This window comes from Rhodococcus wratislaviensis, assembly GCF_900455735.1.
Classification (GTDB): domain Bacteria; phylum Actinomycetota; class Actinomycetes; order Mycobacteriales; family Mycobacteriaceae; genus Rhodococcus_F; species Rhodococcus_F wratislaviensis.
Genome location: NZ_UAUI01000008.1, coordinates 63,142 through 80,754, shown reverse-complemented (window position 1 = coordinate 80,754; position 17,613 = coordinate 63,142). Strand labels below are relative to the sequence as shown.

Annotated in this window: 19 protein-coding genes; 8 read left to right on the top strand and 11 right to left on the bottom strand. The window is 68.2% G+C overall.

Going from position 1 to position 17,613, the window contains the following annotated elements:
• Positions 1 to 85 precede the first annotated feature (85 nt).
• Positions 86 to 532, top strand: coding sequence for a hypothetical protein (locus DTA22_RS12135; protein WP_112299566.1), 447 nt, complete (start codon positions 86 to 88; stop codon positions 530 to 532).
• Here the strand turns inward: DTA22_RS12135 and DTA22_RS12130 are convergent.
• Positions 516 to 1,244: a lysoplasmalogenase gene (locus DTA22_RS12130; protein ID WP_037243574.1), complete on the bottom strand. Its 729-nt coding sequence runs from the start codon at positions 1,242 to 1,244 to the stop codon at positions 516 to 518. The genes DTA22_RS12135 and DTA22_RS12130 overlap by 17 nt on opposite strands.
• 102 nt (positions 1,245 to 1,346) lie before the next feature.
• Here DTA22_RS12130 and DTA22_RS12125 point away from each other — a divergent pair, with 102 nt between their 5' ends.
• Positions 1,347 to 1,988 carry a ScbR family autoregulator-binding transcription factor gene (locus DTA22_RS12125; RefSeq protein WP_037243572.1) on the top strand — a complete coding sequence of 214 codons (642 nt, stop codon included), beginning with the start codon at positions 1,347 to 1,349 and terminating at the stop codon, positions 1,986 to 1,988.
• Positions 1,989 to 1,992: 4 nt separating this feature from the next.
• On the opposite strand, the gene DTA22_RS12120 is transcribed toward DTA22_RS12125, so the two are convergent.
• Positions 1,993 to 2,286 (bottom strand): hypothetical protein, encoded by a 294-nt coding sequence (locus DTA22_RS12120; RefSeq protein ID WP_037243570.1) that lies wholly within the window; start codon positions 2,284 to 2,286, stop codon positions 1,993 to 1,995.
• Positions 2,287 to 2,529: 243 nt separating this feature from the next.
• On the opposite strand from DTA22_RS12120, the gene DTA22_RS12115 reads away from it, so the two are divergent.
• Entirely contained in the window at positions 2,530 to 3,798 is a 1,269-nt protein-coding gene (locus DTA22_RS12115) for a benzoate/H(+) symporter BenE family transporter (RefSeq protein ID WP_112299565.1), read from the top strand.
• Positions 3,799 to 3,802: 4 nt separating this feature from the next.
• On the opposite strand, the gene DTA22_RS12110 is transcribed toward DTA22_RS12115, so the two are convergent.
• The 3 genes from DTA22_RS12110 to DTA22_RS36730 are packed head-to-tail and all read right to left on the bottom strand — an operon-like array spanning position 3,803 to position 5,086.
• Positions 3,803 to 4,300 carry a DnaJ family domain-containing protein gene (locus DTA22_RS12110; protein WP_112299564.1) on the bottom strand — a complete coding sequence of 166 codons (498 nt, stop codon included), beginning with the start codon at positions 4,298 to 4,300 and terminating at the stop codon, positions 3,803 to 3,805.
• Between the two features lie 16 nt (positions 4,301 to 4,316).
• Positions 4,317 to 4,961 carry an SRPBCC family protein gene (locus DTA22_RS12105; protein WP_112299563.1) on the bottom strand — a complete coding sequence of 215 codons (645 nt, stop codon included), beginning with the start codon at positions 4,959 to 4,961 and terminating at the stop codon, positions 4,317 to 4,319.
• A complete protein-coding gene (locus tag DTA22_RS36730; RefSeq protein WP_255221781.1) occupies positions 4,958 to 5,086 on the bottom strand; it encodes a hypothetical protein in 129 nt (42 codons plus the stop codon). Before DTA22_RS36730 ends, DTA22_RS12105 begins: the two co-directional genes overlap by 4 nt.
• Positions 5,087 to 5,171: 85 nt before the next feature.
• Here DTA22_RS36730 and DTA22_RS12090 point away from each other — a divergent pair, with 85 nt between their 5' ends.
• From DTA22_RS12090 to DTA22_RS12075, 4 genes are all read left to right on the top strand, one after another.
• Entirely contained in the window at positions 5,172 to 6,719 is a 1,548-nt protein-coding gene (locus DTA22_RS12090) for a flavin-containing monooxygenase (protein ID WP_112299562.1), read from the top strand.
• Positions 6,716 to 7,171, top strand: coding sequence for an SRPBCC family protein (locus DTA22_RS12085; RefSeq protein ID WP_037243560.1), 456 nt, complete (start codon positions 6,716 to 6,718; stop codon positions 7,169 to 7,171). The genes DTA22_RS12090 and DTA22_RS12085 overlap by 4 nt, the downstream gene beginning before the upstream one ends.
• Before the next feature lie 104 nt (positions 7,172 to 7,275).
• Positions 7,276 to 7,716, top strand: a complete 441-nt coding sequence (locus tag DTA22_RS12080) for a MarR family winged helix-turn-helix transcriptional regulator (protein WP_112299561.1) — start codon at positions 7,276 to 7,278, stop codon at positions 7,714 to 7,716.
• A 34-nt stretch (positions 7,717 to 7,750) separates the two neighbouring features.
• On the top strand, positions 7,751 to 9,019 hold the full coding sequence (locus DTA22_RS12075) for an MFS transporter (RefSeq protein WP_112299560.1): 1,269 nt from the start codon (positions 7,751 to 7,753) through the stop codon (positions 9,017 to 9,019).
• A 57-nt stretch (positions 9,020 to 9,076) separates the two neighbouring features.
• Here DTA22_RS12075 and pyrE read toward each other — a convergent pair whose 3' ends face one another.
• From pyrE to DTA22_RS12045, 6 genes are all read right to left on the bottom strand, one after another.
• Entirely contained in the window at positions 9,077 to 9,607 is a 531-nt protein-coding gene (gene pyrE, locus DTA22_RS12070) for an orotate phosphoribosyltransferase (RefSeq protein ID WP_005238397.1), read from the bottom strand.
• Between the two features lie 20 nt (positions 9,608 to 9,627).
• Entirely contained in the window at positions 9,628 to 10,422 is a 795-nt protein-coding gene (locus DTA22_RS12065) for an SDR family NAD(P)-dependent oxidoreductase (RefSeq protein ID WP_112299559.1), read from the bottom strand.
• 67 nt (positions 10,423 to 10,489) lie between these two features.
• Positions 10,490 to 11,245: a type III secretion system chaperone family protein gene (locus DTA22_RS12060; RefSeq protein WP_112299558.1), complete on the bottom strand. Its 756-nt coding sequence runs from the start codon at positions 11,243 to 11,245 to the stop codon at positions 10,490 to 10,492.
• A gap of 94 nt (positions 11,246 to 11,339) precedes the next feature.
• A complete protein-coding gene (locus DTA22_RS12055) occupies positions 11,340 to 12,278 on the bottom strand; it encodes a DUF5666 domain-containing protein (RefSeq protein WP_112299557.1) in 939 nt (312 codons plus the stop codon).
• Positions 12,279 to 12,422: 144 nt separating this feature from the next.
• Positions 12,423 to 14,975, bottom strand: coding sequence for an ATP-dependent chaperone ClpB (clpB, locus tag DTA22_RS12050; RefSeq protein WP_112299556.1), 2,553 nt, complete (start codon positions 14,973 to 14,975; stop codon positions 12,423 to 12,425).
• Between the two features lie 168 nt (positions 14,976 to 15,143).
• Complete coding sequence (locus tag DTA22_RS12045) at positions 15,144 to 16,178, bottom strand: alpha/beta hydrolase (protein WP_112299555.1); 1,035 nt, start codon at positions 16,176 to 16,178, stop codon at positions 15,144 to 15,146.
• A 259-nt stretch (positions 16,179 to 16,437) separates the two neighbouring features.
• Between DTA22_RS12045 and DTA22_RS12040 the strand changes: the two genes are divergently transcribed.
• Positions 16,438 to 17,589, top strand: coding sequence for a globin domain-containing protein (locus DTA22_RS12040; RefSeq protein ID WP_037243542.1), 1,152 nt, complete (start codon positions 16,438 to 16,440; stop codon positions 17,587 to 17,589).
• Positions 17,590 to 17,613 lie beyond the last annotated feature (24 nt).

The window sequence follows — 17,613 nt, the reverse complement described above, 5'->3', positions numbered from 1 at the left end:
GCCGACACTGCACTCTAACGGCAGTGCGGCGGTGGGGCCGCCTCGGAGAGGCCGGGACGGGCTAACCTGGAGGTGGAGGCTATCGATGAATCATCAGCGCATTCTGCGGACGGTCTGCTTCGTCACGGTTGGCTACGTCATCGTCCTCGCCGTCTGGCTGGGATGGTTGATCGAACACACCCCTCCGGCCACCATCCCGTACCAGATCATGGGATTGGTCGCCGCCTTCGGTTCGGCGCTGGGATTCGGGATGATGGCGGCCGAACGGCCCAGCCGCGCCGACCGCCAGCTCGAACGGCACGGACTCGAGGGCTGGGCCCGCATCGAGCACGTCACTCCGCTTCGCCGCACTCCCGACAACGGCGAACTCACCGAACTGGACCTCCGGCTGACCGTGCCCGGTTCCGAGAGTTACGCCGGACGTGTCGTCTACGAGGTGCGGCGGGAGAACGCGACCCGCTTCGTGCCCGGCGAGACGATCACCGTCCTCGTGGACCCGCAGGACCGGGACCACATCATGCTCTGCCCGTGACCCGGCGACGCCCGAGCGCGAGCATCCCCTCGACGAGCAGCAACTGGGCTGCCGCGTAGCTGGCGAGGATCACGCCTTCGGCGCCGGCCCGCCCCCGTTCGCCCCGGATGAACAAGCGCCGCAACACGATCAGTCCGTCGGACGCGGTGAACAGCATCCCGCCCGCGCCGAGCCAGCTACGCCGGTCGGTTCCCGGCACAGCCACATTCGCGACGACGTCCGCACCGGGCGCGAGGGACGGATCGGCCGACAGGGTCGACGTGGTGCCGAGCAGCGACCCGTACGCGGTCAACGGTGTGGCGACCTCCTTCGCCCGGCTGCGGAGCAGTGCCGCCGCGCCTGCCCAGCCGGCGAGCCGGGGAAGCAATGCGGGCGCGGTGGGCCGGGCGCCCCGGCGCAGCAACAGCGCGGAATAGCCGACCTGCATGACGGCGAACGAGGACGCGCCACGCACGAGGCGGGCGTCGTCGTCGGGATCGATCATGAAGACGTCGCCCACGGTCGCGGCAGTGAGACCGGCGAGGAGTAGTGCGACATCGGCGGGGTCCGTGTCCGTGCGCCGCCGCAGCACACGGGCGGCGAGCGCGGGCGCGATCAGTGGTTTCGCGACCTGCTGCAACCGGTTACGCCCGGTGACGGCCCCGACGACGGTGGCCAGCGTCGCACCGGCGAACACCGCGTGCTCGACACCCCAATTGTTCTTCGACTTCACGTCTTCCTCCCACACTTGCGGACGTGCCGAGGTTACCGGCCCGAAGAGTGGTTGACTTGAGAGTGGACGCGACGGAGAATCCGCGATTGTGAGGCACAGGTGATGGCAAAGCAGGCGCGCGCGGCAGCCACCCGCCATCAGGTACTCGAGGGTGCGGCACTGAGCTTCGAGAAGCTCGGGTACGGCGGCGCGAGCCTGAGCGGGATCCTCTCCTATGCCGACGTGACGAAGGGCGCCTTGTACTTTCATTTCGAGTCCAAGGAAGCGCTCGCCTGGGCGGTGATCAAGGAACAGCACGCCATGGCGATGCTGGCGGCGCAGCGAGTGCTCGCGACGGCACAGTCACCGATGGAGGCGATCCTGTTGTGCGCCAAGGAGATGGCGCGCCAGCTGCTGACCGAGCCGATCGTGCGAGCGGGTGTGCGACTCACGCTGGAACTCGGTACGTCCCGCGGCCCGGCCACCGATCCCTACATCGACTGGACCGACACCCTCGTCGCGCTCGCGGGCAAGGCCCGGGAGGCGGGTGAACTGCGCGCGACCGTCGACCCCGTCGCACTCGCCCGGTTCCTAGTCAGTTCGTTCACGGGCATGCAATTGGTGTCCGAGGCACTGACCGGACGTTCCGACCTGTACGAGCGGCTGGCCGACATGTGGGCCCTGCTCCTGCCCTCGATCGCGTCGCCGGACATGTTGCCCCGGCTGCTCGAACTCGCGGCGCTGCGCGACGACGTCGCCTCCTAGAGGCTCAGACCCCGGCGGGGGTGGGCTCGGGAGTGTCCGGTGCCGGATGCGGCAGATCGAGCGGGTGCGACTGCGTCGGCGTCGTCTGGACGACGGCGATCCGCGCGCCGTCCGGGATGGCATCGACCGAGCAGATCGTTCCGAAGATGCCGAGCCCGCCGAACAACGCGAGCAGGCCGTAGGCCAGGAACGTCGATGTGCGTTCGACGGCGCATCGTGGTTGGGCTTCCGGTGCCACTGTGGGGCGCCGTGCGTACGCGGCGCGTCGCTCTCGGGGAATTCGGGTGAGTTCAGCCATGTGGCCCTTCCTCGCATGGTCGTCGGTGCGGGTGGTGTCGGGTCGACGCTTTCGAGTCTGCCGCGATACCGCCCGAGTGTCGTTCCCCCCAGGGATGGAAAGCGCCCACCCAGGGTTCGACGGCCCGACGTGGGACCCCCGGACGCGAGTGGTTATGATCCACACCACACCCATCATGTACGCATTGCGATATGCACGCCCGCTCTGCGTACGCAGTGAGCATTGCCCGAGCAGGAAGGCCTCATGACGACCACCGAGGAACCGACTCGCAGCGAAGACGTGCAGACTCGTCCCCCTCGCTTCGAACGACCGCCGTGGCCGCCTGCGGGCCCGCGCCGCCTGATCGGCGACCTCGGCGGCACCTACGCCGCCAACGGGCTGATCGGGCTGATCTTCTCCGCGACGGGTCCCGTGGCCGTGATCCTGGCCGCCGGCTCCGCGGGCGGACTGTCGCCCCAGCAGATGGCGTCGTGGATCTTCGGCGTCTTCTTCCTCAACGGCATCCTGACCGCCCTCGCCAGCTGGCTGTACCGCCAGCCGCTCGCGTTCTTCTGGACGATTCCCGGCACGATCATCGTCGGCGGCTCGCTCACCCACCTGTCGTGGCCGGAAGTGCTCGGCGCGTTCCTGGTGACCGGGCTCGTGATCCTCGCCCTCGGACTGACCGGGCGCGTGCGTCAGGTGATGGCGATGCTCCCGATGCCGATCGTCATGGCCATGGTGGCCGGCGTCTTCCTGAAGTTCGGCACCGACCTGGTCCACGCCGTGGGAACCGATGCGGCCGTGGCCGTTCCGATGGTCGTCGTCTTCGTCGTCCTGGCATCGCGCGCCGCGTTCGGCCGGTGGATGCCCCCGATCCTCGGCGCACTGCTCGTCGGGGCGGCCGCGGTCGCGGTCACCGGCCGCTTCCACCCCACCGGCTCGGGTACGCCGTGGATCGCGGCACCGATGTTCCAGGCTCCGCAGTTCACCTGGCAGGCGATCACCGAGCTGGTCGTGCCGCTGGCGATCACGGTCATCGTCGTGCAGAACGGTCAGGGCGCGGCGGTGCTGACGTCCGCCGGCCACAAGCCGCCGATGAACATCGGCACCGTCCTGTGCGGGGCCTGGTCCCTCGCCACCTCCGCCGTCGGAGCCGTCTCGACGTGCCTGACGGGTCCGACCAACGCCCTGCTGGTGGCGTCGGGGCAGCGCACCAGGCAGTACACGGCGGCCGTCGTCTGCGGAGTGCTCGCCATGGTCGTCGGCCTGTTCGCGCCGCTGTTCGTTCAGCTGATGCTGGCCACCCCGGTGGCGTTCGTCGCGACGCTCGGCGGGCTCGCGATGCTCCGGGCGCTGCAGGGTTCGTTCGTCGCCGCGTTCAGCTCCCGGCACACGTTGGGCGCGCTCGTGACCTTCCTCGTGACCGTGTCGAACGTGCAGTTCCTCAACATCGGGGCCGCGTTCTGGGGGCTGATCGCCGGACTGCTCGTGTCCCGGGTGATGGAATCGGGCGATTTCCGGAAGGACTGATCCGTCACCGTTTCCGCCGCCACCACCGCCTGCCCGCCCGCCGCGGATCCGACTCGGGATCGGCGGGCGCCGCCACCGGCGGCTTCCGCGTCGGCTGATTCTGCTGCCGCCACGTCGCGACGACCTCGTCCGCGTCGACCGGACTCACCGGAATCCGGGGACCCGAGGGCACCCGCAACCAGGCGACGATCTGCAGGTTGAGCTGGGCCACCACATCCCGCACCGCCCGCTCGGACGGCAGCCCGCGGATCGTGTCGGGCAGCCGCTCGATCTCCTTCCGCAACTGCAGCGGCGTGGGGAGCAGCGAGTCGCTGGGCAGATTCTCGCGCCGGAGGTAGTTCTTCACCCACCACAGTTCGTCGTCGACATCGCCCGCCGGAATCGGCTTGCCCGCACCGGGGAGATCGTCGAAGTCGCCGCGCTCCTGCGCAAGCCGGATCTGCTTGTCGATCCAGCTCTCGAAGCTCACCCCGGGAGGTTTGCGCTCGGTCACGAACGCCATTCTTCCAGGACCCGGATCAGCCCGCCTCGGTGCCGGCTCCCGTGTAGAACGCGGTCGTGCGATCACCTGCCGCGGTCGCCGCACCCTCCGGCGTACCGAACGCGATGCTCGCGTCCCGCCACTTCTCGCTGCTCGCCGTGATGAACTCCTTACCCTCGCCGGTCATCGACCAGGCCTCACTCTCCTTCGGGTCCATCGACTCCCCCGACCGCAGATGCAAGTACAGCCCCATGACCCCGAGTTCCCAGCCGACACCTGCCGCTCCGGGCCCGTACTCGTCCCAGAACTTGTCGTCGACGTGCGCCGTGTGCTGGAGTTCGAAACGGGTACCCCCGGCCGGGTCGCCGGTGAAGGACACATCGATCCAGCTGACGTCGCCGCCGTACTCCCAGGTCGCGGTGAATCCGTTCGGCGGGTCGCAAGTGAGGATCTCGCCGCCGGCGTTGCCTTCGAGCTGGTAGCGACCGTGCAGGCGCAGGTCACCCGTCACCGGGAGGAACCACCGCGGGATTCGCTCGGCGGTGGTGCAGGCCTCCCACACTTCCTCGACGGTGGCGTCGTAGGTCTGACCGATCGTCACGGTGCGGGCCTCGCCCGCCTCGAGTGTCCGGCTGCCCACCGACCGGCGTACCGCGTTGATCTGTTCCTTCACGTCGATCATCGATCGCTCCCTCGTGTCGTGTCGCTTCCGTCCTCGCCGGACAGTCGTTTCTCGCGGCGCCCGCGCGCGATCTCGGTGGCCAGCGCGTCGAGCCGCGGCGTCCAGAACACAGGGTTGCTTGCCAACGCGCCTTCTTCCTTTTACTGTGACACGGCGTCTCAGTTAACTAGACTGACGTCGACGGTTCCATATCCGCCCAGGGAAGTAGCCATGACAGCGACAACCAGTCAGCCCTCCGCCGCACCCGACGGCAGCGGAGACGAGCGGCACCTCCGCGTCGTCGTGGTCGGCGCCGGACTGTCCGGGATCGCCGCCGCGGTCAAGCTCGAACGTGCGGGCATCACGGACTTCGTCGTCCTGGAGAAGTCCGATCGCGTCGGGGGCGTGTGGCGCGAGAACACCTACCCCGGGTGCGGTGTCGACATCCCCGCTCCCGTGTACTCGTTCTCCTTCCACCCCAATCCGCGGTGGCGCAGCAATTTCGCACTGCAACCGGAACTGCTGTCCTACATCGAGGACACCGTCGACACGTTCGGTCTGCAGTCCAGGATCGCGATGCAGACCGAACTCCACGAAGCCGCATGGTCCGACGAGCGCCGCCGCTGGGTCCTCGACACCAGCCGCGGCACGATCGTGGCCCAGCACGTGATCTTCGCGGCGGGGCCCATCACCGAACCGAGCACTCCTGCCGTCCCCGGAATCGACCGCTTCGACGGCGAGATCTTCCACTCCGCCCGCTGGAACCACGACGTCGACCTCACCGGAAAGAGGGTCGCGGTCGTGGGTACCGGCGCGTCCGCGGTCCAGTTCATCCCCGAGATCCAGCCGGACGTCGAGGAGTTGTACGTCTTCCAGCGCACCCCGGCGTGGGTGGTGCCGCGCCTGGACTTTCCGTTCCCCCGGGTCGCCCAGTGGGTCTTCGCACGGGTGCCCGCGGTGCAGCGCGCGTTCCGGCGGCTCCTCGACGTCGTCCTGCGGACACTCACCCTGGCGATGCGCCGCGAACGTACCGCCCGGCTCCTCAACCCCCTCGGTACCCGCTGGCTCGCAAGGCAGGTGCCGGACCCGGCACTTCGCGCGGCCCTGACACCGAACTTCACGCTGGGGTGCAAACGCCTCCTGCTGTCCAACACGTATCTCCCGGCACTGACGAAGAGCAACGTCGAGCTGATTCCGCACGCCCTCGCCGAGGTCGACGGTCGCGTGGTCGTCGGAGCCGACGGCACCCGCCGCGAGGTCGACGTCATCATCTTCGGCACCGGCTTCGACGTGAGTCATCCGCCGATCGCGAGCCGGATCCGCGGACGCGACGGAACACTGCTGTCCGCGAAGTGGTCGAAGAGCCCCGAGGCCTACCTGGCCACCACGACCCCCGGCGCACCGAACGCCTACATCATGCTCGGCCCGAACATCCTGGTGTACAACTCGTTTCTCGGACTGGCCGAGACCCAGCTCGACTACGTGATCGACGGACTCACCAAGGCGGAGCGGCAGGGCATCGAAGTGCTCGAGGTGCGCGCTCAGCCGTTCCGCCGGTTCAACGACGCGGTGCAGAAGGGTCTGGAGCCGACCGTCTTCAACAATGGCGGTTGCAGTAGCTACTACCTCGACGCCGACGGCAGGAACTTCGCCGCCTGGCCCTGGTCCACCGGGTCCCTGCGCCGTCGCCTCGCCCGGTTCGACCTAGAGAACTACGCCATCCGGCCGTACCGGACAGAACAGTCCCCCGCCCTCCACCCCTCAGGAAAGTCACGATGATCGAGATCCATCACACTGCCCTCGCCGGCGCACCGGTCGCGGCCGCGTTCGACTACGTGGACGACTATCGCCACGTCCCGTCCTGGATGTTCGGGATCACGAAGTTCGATCCGATCGGCGACCAGGATCGGGGACTCGGCGCGGTCTACGACGCCGCGATGAAGGTCGGCCCCAAGACTCTCGGCTCCGTGGTGAAGGTCACCGGATGGGAACGCAATTCGGTGATCGAGCTCGAATCGATCGACGGCCTGTACACCCGGTCTCGGTGGCAGTTCGAGGCGGTCGGCGAAACCGAGACCCGCCTGACGGTCGACTTCCACTACGACCTGCCCGGCGGACTCGCAGGTAAGGCGCTCGGCAAGATCATCGAGCCCTTCGTCGCGCAGGCGATCCGCCACACCGACGCCACCCTGCGGCGCCAGGTCGAACAGGGCGCGAAGCACTCGTCCTGACCTTCGCGGCCCGCACCCCGCCGTCGCGATGCCGGGGGCGGATGCGGGCCGCGCGGTACTTCATTGGGTTTACATAATTAGTTAGCCTATGTAATGTGTTTGCCATGGACGACAACACGCGGCTGCAGAGCCTGCTCGTCGACTTGGTCACGAATTCTCACCGATTCACCAGGCTCGCGAGCTCCTTCGGATCCGAGGCTCACCCCCGGCCGTGGACACGTGCCCTCGCCCTGCTCGACGACCACGGCGAGCTACGCGTCAGCGAGTTCGCCCGCATCGACCGTTGCTCGCAACCGTCCGCGACCGCACTGCTCCAGAAGCTGGCCGATCGCGGATACGTGGCCCGCCGCCCCGATCCGGAGGACGCCCGGGCAGTCCGGGTATCCATCACGGATCTGGGACGCGAATGGCTGACCGTGTCCCGCAACGAGATCGCGGGTGCACTCGCCCCGCACTTCGCGGACCTCGAGCCCGAGCAACTCGAACGACTGACGCAGGGCCTGTCGGAACTGCGCTCGATCGTCAAGTCGTCGGCCCGCTCCTGACAACCCATCCACACCCCGACGTACATCGAAGGAGGTGGCCGTGAGCACCACGACCGCAACCGTCACGAACAGCACATCCAGTGAGGCGCCACCGAGTCTCCTCCACCAGCCGAAGTCGGTGTGGGCCGTCGCCTTCGCCAGCGTCATCGCGTTCATGGGCATCGGGCTCGTCGACCCCATCCTCAAGCCGATCGGCGAGCAACTGGACGCGACACCGTCCCAGGTGTCGCTGCTGTTCACCAGCTACATGCTGGTCACCGGTGTCGCGATGCTCATCACCGGCGTGGTGTCGAGCCGGATCGGCGCCAAGAAGACCCTCCTCACCGGGCTTGCCGTCATCGTCGTGTTCGCGGCGCTGGCAGGAAGCTCCGGCACCATCGGCCAGATCGTCGGCTTCCGCGCCGGCTGGGGACTGGGCAACGCCCTGTTCATCGCCACCGCGCTCGCCGCCATCGTCGGCGCGGCCAGCGGCGGCGTCGCGCGGGCCATCATCCTCTACGAGGCCGCGCTGGGCATCGGCATCGCCGTCGGCCCGCTGGTCGGCGGTGTCCTCGGCAACATCAGCTGGCGCGCACCGTTCTTCGGCGTCGCAGCCCTGATGGCCGTCGCGTTCATCCTCATCGTGGTGATGCTGCCGTCCGCACCCAAGCCGGAGCACCGCACGTCGATCGCCGCGCCGTTCCTCGCCCTGCGCCACCGCGGCCTGCTCAGCGTCGCGATCACCGCACTGCTCTACAACTACGGCTTCTTCACACTGCTCGCGTACACGCCGTTCCCCCTCGACATGGGCACGTACTCGATCGGATTCATCTTCTTCGGATGGGGTCTCGCGCTGGCCGTCGCGTCGGTGTTCCTCGCCCCGCGCCTGCAGCGGCGCTTCGGCACCCTGCCGATGATGATGGTCGCCCTCGCGCTGTTCGCGCTCGATCTCGCCATGATGGCCGCGTTCACCGACAACAAGGCCGTGCTCGTCGTCGGGGTCGTGCTCGCCGGGCTCTTCCTCGGCGTCAACAACACGCTCATCACCGAAACCGTGATGATCTCCGCCCCCGTCGAGCGGTCGACGGCGTCGGCGGCGTACAGCTTCGTCCGCTTCGTCGGTGGCGCCGCCGCACCGTGGGTCGCGGGCAAGCTCGGTGAGAGCAACATCCACATGCCGTTCTGGGTCGGCGCTGTGTGCACCGCCGCCGCGATCATCGTGCTCGCGACCGGCCGCAAGGTCCTCGCCCACGTCGACGAGCACGATCCCGAACCGCACAGCGTCGAGGAGGCATTGGCCGTCACGGCCGCCGACGCCGACTGATACCCCCACGTGAGTGGCGAAGTGTGCTCCGGCACGCTTCGCCACTCACGTGTGTGGTCAGAGGTTCAGGTCGGGGAGGCCGAGGAGCGAACGGTACTCGAGACCCTCGGCCGCGATCACCTCGTCGGCACCGGTCGCGCGGTCGACGACGGTCGCGACACCGACGACGATCGCCCCGACGTCACGCAACGCCTTCACCGCCGTGAGCGGAGAGTTGCCCGTGGTGGTGGTGTCCTCGACGACGAGGACGCGCTTGCCGACGACGTCCGGTCCCTCGATCTGCCGCTGCATGCCGTGCGCCTTCGCAGCCTTGCGCACGACGAACGAATCGATCGGCCTGCCCGGAGCGTGCATCACGGCCATCGCCACCGGGTCGGCGCCCATCGTCAGCCCGCCGACGGCGTCGAAATCCCAGTCCGCCACCAGTTCACGCAGCAGCTTCCCGATCAGCGGGCCCGCCTCGTGATGCAGCGTGGCGCGGCGAAGGTCCACGTAGTAGTCGGCTTCCTTGCCCGAAGACAACGTCACCTTGCCGTGCACAACAGCCAGCTCACGCACCAACGCGGCCAGATCCTCGCGATCACTCATGCCCGAAACCCTACCCACCTCTACGTGCGGGCACGCCCCCGGCCGAACACGTTGGTCAGCCGCCGGACCAGACTCTTCGGGACGAGCCGACCGGCGGTCGTCAGCACCTTGTACTGGAGGCCCGGAATGCTCACGACCTTGCCGTCCTCGAGATCGGCCAGCGACGCCGCGACCACCTGGTCGACGCTCAGCCACATCGGCTTCGGAATCGAACTCATCTCGATGCCCGCGCGCTCGTGGAACTCGGTGCGGATGAATCCCGGGCACAGCGCCTGGATCCGCACACCCGTGCCGCCCAGCCCGTTCGCCAATCCCTCGGAGAACGAGATCACGTACGCCTTGCTCGCCGAATAGGTCGATCCCCGCCCGGACAGCAGTCCGGCGACACTCGCCACGTTGATGACGGTGCCGTTCGCCGACGCGATCATGGTGGGCAGCGCCGCGCGGGTCAGCTGCATGACGGCGGTGACGTTCACGTCCAACTGCGATTGCAGCAGCTCCGGCGTCGCGGTCCAGAATTCCCCCGAGGTGCCGAATCCGGCATTGTTGACCAGCACCTCGACACCCTTCCCGAGGCGCTGCGCCACTTCCTCGCGCCCGGACACCGTCGCCAGATCGGCCTGCAGGATCTCGGACTCGGTGTCGAACAACGCCTTCATTTCGTCGGCGAGGGCGTGCAAGCGGGTCTCGTCACGCGCGACGAGCACGAGGTCGTAACCGAGAGACGCGAACTTCCTCGCGAAACCGGCACCGAGCCCCGACGTCGGTCCGGTGACGAGGGCAACGGGTCGGGCGGAACTGGAGGGCGTCGACATACCGGTGACGGTAGCAAGGCGCTGCGCGCCTGTGCGCGATTAGCGAGTCCCAGGACTCGTCACGCACTCACGGGCGCGGAGCGCCTGGTGCCGGCGGGCGGGGAGCGCCGGGGGTCTGCTGCCGGGGAGACGCCGGACGCGCCGGACGCGCCTCGGCGGGAGCACCTTCCCGCAGTCGCGGCCGGCTCGGGTCGTGGTGGCCGCGGTCGAGTCCCCGCGGCTCGGTGACCGGGGGCAGGACGTGCAGGATGCCGGATAGCCGCGCGACGGCCTCGATGGCCGAATCCCACTCGCGTCCGCTGCTGCCGATCGGCAGCGAACCGAGGGTCCATTCGCCCTCGCTCCACAGCATGTTCACGTGCGGCGGCACCGACTCGGTGAACGCCACCATGCGCTGATCGCAAACCCTGCGGGCGATTTCGAGGTCGGTGGCGAACACGACTCGCGGTCCGATGGCACCGAGGAGTTCGAGATCCGAGTCCTTCGGCGGCGGGGTCGACTTGAGGCGCAGGTCGATGTCGACGTCCGAGCCCACCCGGCGGCGCACGGCGACGATGGTCGCGGTCTCCTCGAGGTCGAACAGAATGAACGACTCGCCCCGGCGTTCGCCTTTCACCACATCGATGGCGCTGAGGTACTCCTGCTTGGCCAGCGCGGCGCGATGGAACTGGCCGGGCAGCTTCTCTTCGACGTTGTCGTACGTGTAGCCCTGGGCCTTGGCCCAGATCTGCCGCACACGACCTGTCTGATCACGACGCGAGCGATCGAAATAGAGCAGTGCGCACGCGCCTGCGAGTGCGATCAACGCCAGTACGAACCACATTCCCGTCATCGGTGATCAGCCTAGCGAGTCGACGCCGTTACGAGGCGAAGCGGTACCCGGACACCCCGTGTCGGTTTTGCCCGGACCCATCGTCTCAGTTACCGCCGAGCTTCGGCAGCTCGGTGCTGATGATCGTCTCGGCCATCATCGTGCCGTTCTCGACCTTCGTCCCCTGCACCATGACGGTGAATCCGGGCTTCAGATCGGCGACCGTGGTGCCGTCGAGTGCGATCACGTTGGTCTGCGCGTTGGTCTGGACCGTCAACTGGGAACCGCCGAGTGCGTCGAGGGTGAGTGTGGAGCCGTCGTTGGCGCTGATCGTTCCGAACGCGGCGCCGGCAGCGCCGATGGCCTCGCCGATTCCGCCGGGGAGTTGATCGAGCGGCGACTCCGACGTCGTCGACGGCGGCGGGGCCGTCGTCTTCGGCGGCGCGGTGGTGGCGGGCGGACGGGACGTGGTCGGGCCCGCCGCGGTAGTGCTCGACGAGTTGTTCGGCGCGGTCGTGACGAGGGCGACACCGAAGCCGATGACGGCGATCAGCAGCAGCGCGGCCGCCGCGGCGGCGATCCAGGTGCCGATCCGTCGGGGCTTCTTTTCCTCGGTGGTCTCCGCGACCGGCGCCTGGTACCGGGAGCCCGGGTACTGGGCGTTCGGGTACTGCCCTGTCGGATGCCCACCCTGGTACTGCTGGGCGTCGTACGTCGGATACGCCTGCGTGGCGTTCGGCGGCGGAGCCTGCGGGTCGTACTGCGGATCGTAGGTCGGGTAGGCCTGCGTCGGATTGGGCTGGTTCTGCCCGTACGCCGCGGTCGGGTCGGACGTGTAGAACTGCTCGGTCGGACCGCCTGCGGGGCCCAGGTACTCGGTGCGCTGCTCGGTCGAGGCGAGATGCTCGGTCGGCTGGTCCTGCCGCGACCACGCCTGCGTGGGATCCTCGCCACCAGCCCTCGAGGCGGAGTCCTCCGTCGTCCACGACTCGGTTCCGTCGTACGCGCGTTCCTGCGGGGTGCGCGGGTCGTCGGGGTTCGTCATGATCGGCCCCTCCCTCGGGTTCGTCTGGCCGGTGTCCTGCGGTTACGGACGGTCCAGGGTAACGGCGAAACTTAAGACGTCGCTGTGAAAACACAGGTGAGTGGCACGGCGTGCGGGAGCACACCGTGCCACTCACCTGGGGGATCAGCCGAGGACGAGCGTGTCCCCGGTCTCGGACACCTTCACGGGGACGGTGTCGCCGTCCTTGACGTCACCGGCGAGCAGCAGCTTCGCGAGCTGGTCGCCGATGGCCTGCTGGATCAGCCGGCGCAACGGCCGGGCCCCGTACATGGGGTCGTAGCCGCGGACGGCCAGCCAGAAGCGGGCCGAGTCGGACACGTCCAGCGTCAGCCGCCGCGCCGCGAGCCGGCGGGACAGCTGGTCGAGCTGGATGTCGACGATGGACTCGAGCTGCTCTTCCGTGAGCGGGTCGAAGATCACGACGTCGTCGAGCCGGTTGATGAATTCCGGCTTGAACGCGTGCCGCACCGCATCCATCACCTGCTCCCGCGACCCACCCGCACCGAGGTTGGACGTGAGGATCAGGATGGTGTTGCGGAAGTCGACCGTGCGTCCCTGACCGTCCGTCAACCGGCCTTCGTCGAGGACGGCGAGCAGGATGTCGAACACGTCGGGGTGCGCCTTCTCCACCTCGTCGAACAGCACCACCGTGTACGGACGCCGCCGCACCGCCTCGGTCAGCTGGCCGCCGGCCTCGTACCCGACGTATCCGGGCGGGGCGCCGACGAGCCGGGCCACCGAATGCTTCTCGCTGTACTCGGACATGTCGATGCGGACCATGGCGCGTTCGTCGTCGAACAGGAAGTCCGCGAGGGACTTCGCGAGCTCCGTCTTACCGACGCCGGTGGGTCCGAGGAACAGGAACGACCCGGTGGGCCGGTTGGGGTCGGCGACTCCGGCGCGGGCGCGGCGAACCGCATCCGACACGGCGACGACGGCCTCTTCCTGGCCGACGACCCGCTTGCCGAGCTCGGACTCCATCCGCAGCAGCTTGGCCGTCTCGCCCTCCATCATGCGTCCGGCGGGGATGCCGGTCCATGCCGCGACCACGTCTGCGACGTCGTCGGGACCCACTTCCTCCTTGAGCATGACGTCGCCGTCGGCGGCGGCACCGGATTCGTGGGCCGCCTGCTCGAGTTCCTTCTCGAGCTGCGGGATGCGGCCGTAGCGCAGCTCCGCTGCCCGGCCGAGGTCGCCGTCGCGTTCGGCGCGTTCCTCCTCGCCGCGCAGCATCTCGAGCTGCTCCTTGACCCCGCGCACGGAGTCGATGGCCTGCTTCTCGTTCTGCCAGCGGGTGGTCAGCTGATTGAGCTTCTCCCGTTCGTCGGCCAGTTCCTGACGCAGCTTCTCGAGCCGGTCCTTCGACGCCGCGTCGGATTCCTTCTGCAGCGCCATCTCCTCGATCTCGAGTCGGCGGACGATGCGTTCGACGGAGTCGATCTCCTCGGGTCGCGAGTCGATCTCCATCCGCAGCCGGGACGCGGCCTCGTCCACGAGGTCGATCGCCTTGTCGGGCAGGAACCGGGACGTGATGTAGCGGTCGCTGAGCGTGGCGGCGGCGACGAGCGCGGAGTCGGTGATGCGCACGCCATGGTGCACCTCGTACCGCTCCTTGAGCCCGCGCAGGATCCCGACGGTGTCCTCGACGGACGGTTCGCCCACCAGCACCTGCTGGAAGCGACGCTCGAGGGCCGCGTCCTTCTCGATGTACTTGCGGTACTCGTCGAGGGTGGTCGCGCCGACGAGCCGCAGCTCACCGCGGGCGAGCATCGGCTTGATCATGTTGCCTGCGTCCATGGCGGACTCGCCGGTGGCACCCGCACCGACGATGGTGTGGAGCTCGTCGATGAACGTGATGACCTGACCGGCCGAGTTCTTGATGTCGTCGAGGACGGCCTTGAGTCGCTCCTCGAACTCGCCGCGGTACTTGGCGCCCGCGACCATCGATCCGAGGTCGAGGGAGATCACGGACTTGCCACGCAGCGATTCGGGAACGTCGCCGGCGACGATGCGCTGGGCCAGCCCCTCGACGATTGCGGTCTTGCCGACGCCGGGCTCACCGATCAGCACCGGGTTGTTCTTGGTCCGGCGGCTGAGTACCTGCACGACGCGGCGGATCTCGGTGTCGCGGCCGATCACCGGGTCGAGCTTGCCGTTCCGGGCCGCCGCGGTGAGGTCGGTGGAGTACTTCTCGAGGGCCTGGTACGTCCCTTCCGGATCCGGGCTGGTGACGCGCGCGCTGCCGCGCACGGTGGTGAACGCGTCGCGCAGCGCCTCGGGGGTGGCGCCGTGCCGCTTCAGCAGCCCGGCCACATCCGACTCACCCGAGGCGAGCCCGACCATCAGGTGTTCCGTCGACACGTACTCGTCGTCGAGTTCGGTCGCGAGGTGCTGTGCTGCGGTGAGTGCGGCGAGGGCCTCGCGGCCGAGCTGCGGTGTGGTCGTGGCGCCCGTCGTCTTGGGCAGCCGGTCGACGAGATTCTGCGCTTCACGATGGACCGCGGTGGGATCGACGCCGACCGCCTTGAGCAGCGGGGCGGCGATGCCGTCGGTCTGGTCGAGCAGGGCCACGAGCAGATGCGCGGGCCTGATGTCGGGGTTACCGGCCGACGACGCCGACTGGAGCGCAGCGGTCATCGCGGCCTGGGTTTTGGTGGTCGGATTGAACGAGTCCACTGGTCACCTCTTCTGGCGTTGTAGAGCGGTTCGCCGCCCGGGGCCGAATGGCACGTGGCGACGCTGTCATCTTCTTAACGCGCGAAGGGTTGAGTCTGTTCCGCTCAACTTTGAAAATTTTCCGCTACACCCATCATCTCGCCCCGCGACCCTTCGCGGGGCGAGAAGTCACGCCCCGATCGCGGCCGCCATCATCGGCCAGGACGCGGACAGGTCGTCGCGCCAGTACCCCCACGAATGCGTGCCGACCGGCCGGAGATCGACCGTGGCGGGAATGTCCAGGGCACGGAGTTTCTCCGCCAGCCGCATCGTGCAGTCGTTGGTGACGGCCTCGATCACACCACCCACCACGACCTGCGTCGCGAGAGCACGGCGGTTGCCGCCGACGGTCCGGGCGTCGAGGGTATCGTATGGTCCCGGCAGCCCGCTGCCGTTGGAGATGTAGAGGGTGGTCCCGCGGAGCCTCTCGGCGTTGACGTACGGATCGTTCGCGGCCCACAGTGGATCCTCGGCCGCACCCCACATGTTCTCGGGGTTGCCGCCGAAGTCCGACACCGTGATCTCGACGAACCGGCGCGCCACCGGGTCGCTCGTCATCGCGCACCCGCTGTACGCCCCGACGCTCTGATACAGCCCCGGCTTGGAGATCGCGAGGTTGAGGACACTGGTCGCCGACATGGACAGCCCGGCGATGGCGTTCTTCCCCGTCGTCTCGAGCGCCGAGTCGACGATGGGTGGCAGTTCCTTCGTGAGGAACGTCTGCCACTTGTTCCGCCCGAGTTTGGGATCGTCCTGCTTCCAGTCCGCGTAGTAACTGGACTGGCCACCGAACGGGATGACCACGTTGACGTCCTTGTCGGAGAAGAACTTCTCGACGTCCGCCTTCTGCTCCCAGCCGAACTGCTCGGAGTTCCCCTCGACGCCGCCGAGCATGTAGACGGTGGGACGCTTCTCCGACGCGGCCCGGATGACCCGGACGGTGACGTTCTTGTCCATGGCGGTCGAGTGGACGGTGAAGTTCATCTGCGATTCGCCCACCGGGGTGACCTCGATCAACCGTGAACCGTCGGGCGCCTCGTCCGCCGAGATCGACTCGATCGTCGTCCGTGGTTCCGCCGAGACGACGTTTCCGCCGCTGATCATCGTCAGCGTCACGGCCACCACGACAGCGGCAGCCCGGCGAACCCGAACCGAACTGGCCATCCCCGGACGAAACCGACCCCGATCCCGCGCACAGCCAACTCTCATGGGCCCCCCTCGGTAACGCCGCCTGTTTACTGGATGCATCGTGCCTTGCCGGTGGTCACAGCTCAATAGCGGCCCACCGAAATACCGGGCGCGCACGCCCAACCGGCCGTTGCCGTAACCCCGGGTCCGCGCGCGGGACGGCTAGAATGCGGGTGTTCGAATCAGCAGCACGGAGGCAGGGGACGGCTTGACACGAGATTGCCTCGATCCGCTCGTGATTTCGCGTCTGCGCGCCAGCTTTTCGTCGATCGTGTCCACCGAACACGGGCACAACCGGCTCACCACCACGTTCTACGCCACCCTGTTCGCCGAGCACCCCGAATTTCGCGCGCTCTTCCCGGCTGCGCTGGACCAGCAGGGTCACCGCCTGTTCCAGGCACTGCAGTTCGTCATCGACAACCTCGAAGACGAGGGCCGGGTCCTCGGTTTCCTGAGCCAGCTCGGCCGCGACCACCGCAAGTACGGCGTCGAGGGCAGGCACTACTTCGCGTCGGGCAATGCGTTGCTGGTCGCCGTACGGAGCTCGTTCACCCAGGCCATCTGGACGCCCTCGCTGACCGCGGCCTGGACGGAACTGCTCGACCTCCTCCTCCACACGATGGCCGACGCCGCGGACAACGACGACCTGCCCGCCGCGTGGGGTGCCACCGTGGTCGATCACGAACGCCGCCTCGACGACCTCGCGATCGTCCGTCTCGAGACCGACTCCCCCATCCCCTACGGAGCGGGCCAGTACCTCAGCGTCCAGATCCCGCAGCGGCCCCGGATGTGGCGGTATCTGTCGGCGGCCATCCCCGCCAACCCGTACGGACAGCTCGAGTTCCACGTCCGCCGCGTGTCGGGTGGGTGGGTCAGCCCCGCCATCGTCAACGAGACGCAGGTGGGTGACCGCTGGCTGCTCAGCTCCCCACTCGGTGGCCTCGAGGTCGACCGCGACAGCGGGCAGGACGTCCTGATGATCGGTTCGGGGACGGGCATCGCGCCGCTGCGCGCCCAGGTGATGGAAATGGCGATGCGGTCGAACAATCCCCGGGTCCACATGTTCGTGGGCGGCAAGTACCCGTGCGATCTGTACGACATCGAGACCCTGTGGCACCTGTCGCTGAGCAATCCGTGGCTGACCGTAGTTCCCGTGTCCGAGGAGGACGAGGACCCGTGGTGGCACACGATTCCCGCCCCGGAGGCGCCGCCGGGGTTGCATCAGCGACTCCAGGGGCAGCTGGGCCGCGTCGTCGCCCGGTTCGGGTCGTGGGCGGACCGGCAGATCCAGATCTCCGGTTCGCCGGCGATGATCAAGACCACCGTGTACGCCTTGCAGGGCGGCGGTACACCGCCCGAACTGATCCGGCACGACCCGCTGATCTAGTCGCGCAGCCCGTCCCCGCCCATC

What these genes read in the sequence shown, in the direction of transcription:
- DTA22_RS12135 (WP_112299566.1), top strand. Translation starts at nt 86, where the DNA reads ATGAATCATCAGCGCATTCTGCGGACGGTCTGCTTCGTCACGGTTGGC.
- DTA22_RS12090 (WP_112299562.1), top strand. Translation starts at nt 5,172, where the DNA reads ATGACAGCGACAACCAGTCAGCCCTCCGCCGCACCCGACGGCAGCGGA.
- DTA22_RS12115 (WP_112299565.1), top strand. Translation starts at nt 2,530, where the DNA reads ATGACGACCACCGAGGAACCGACTCGCAGCGAAGACGTGCAGACTCGT.
- DTA22_RS12105 (WP_112299563.1), bottom strand. Translation starts at nt 4,961, where the DNA reads ATGATCGACGTGAAGGAACAGATCAACGCGGTACGCCGGTCGGTGGGC.
- DTA22_RS12065 (WP_112299559.1), bottom strand. Translation starts at nt 10,422, where the DNA reads ATGTCGACGCCCTCCAGTTCCGCCCGACCCGTTGCCCTCGTCACCGGA.
- DTA22_RS12055 (WP_112299557.1), bottom strand. Translation starts at nt 12,278, where the DNA reads ATGACGAACCCCGACGACCCGCGCACCCCGCAGGAACGCGCGTACGAC.
- DTA22_RS12085 (WP_037243560.1), top strand. Translation starts at nt 6,716, where the DNA reads ATGATCGAGATCCATCACACTGCCCTCGCCGGCGCACCGGTCGCGGCC.
- DTA22_RS12120 (WP_037243570.1), bottom strand. Translation starts at nt 2,286, where the DNA reads ATGGCTGAACTCACCCGAATTCCCCGAGAGCGACGCGCCGCGTACGCA.
- DTA22_RS12045 (WP_112299555.1), bottom strand. Translation starts at nt 16,178, where the DNA reads ATGGCCAGTTCGGTTCGGGTTCGCCGGGCTGCCGCTGTCGTGGTGGCC.
- DTA22_RS12110 (WP_112299564.1), bottom strand. Translation starts at nt 4,300, where the DNA reads ATGGCGTTCGTGACCGAGCGCAAACCTCCCGGGGTGAGCTTCGAGAGC.
- DTA22_RS12060 (WP_112299558.1), bottom strand. Translation starts at nt 11,245, where the DNA reads ATGTGGTTCGTACTGGCGTTGATCGCACTCGCAGGCGCGTGCGCACTG.
- pyrE (WP_005238397.1), bottom strand. Translation starts at nt 9,607, where the DNA reads ATGAGTGATCGCGAGGATCTGGCCGCGTTGGTGCGTGAGCTGGCTGTT.
- DTA22_RS12125 (WP_037243572.1), top strand. Translation starts at nt 1,347, where the DNA reads ATGGCAAAGCAGGCGCGCGCGGCAGCCACCCGCCATCAGGTACTCGAG.
- DTA22_RS12080 (WP_112299561.1), top strand. Translation starts at nt 7,276, where the DNA reads ATGGACGACAACACGCGGCTGCAGAGCCTGCTCGTCGACTTGGTCACG.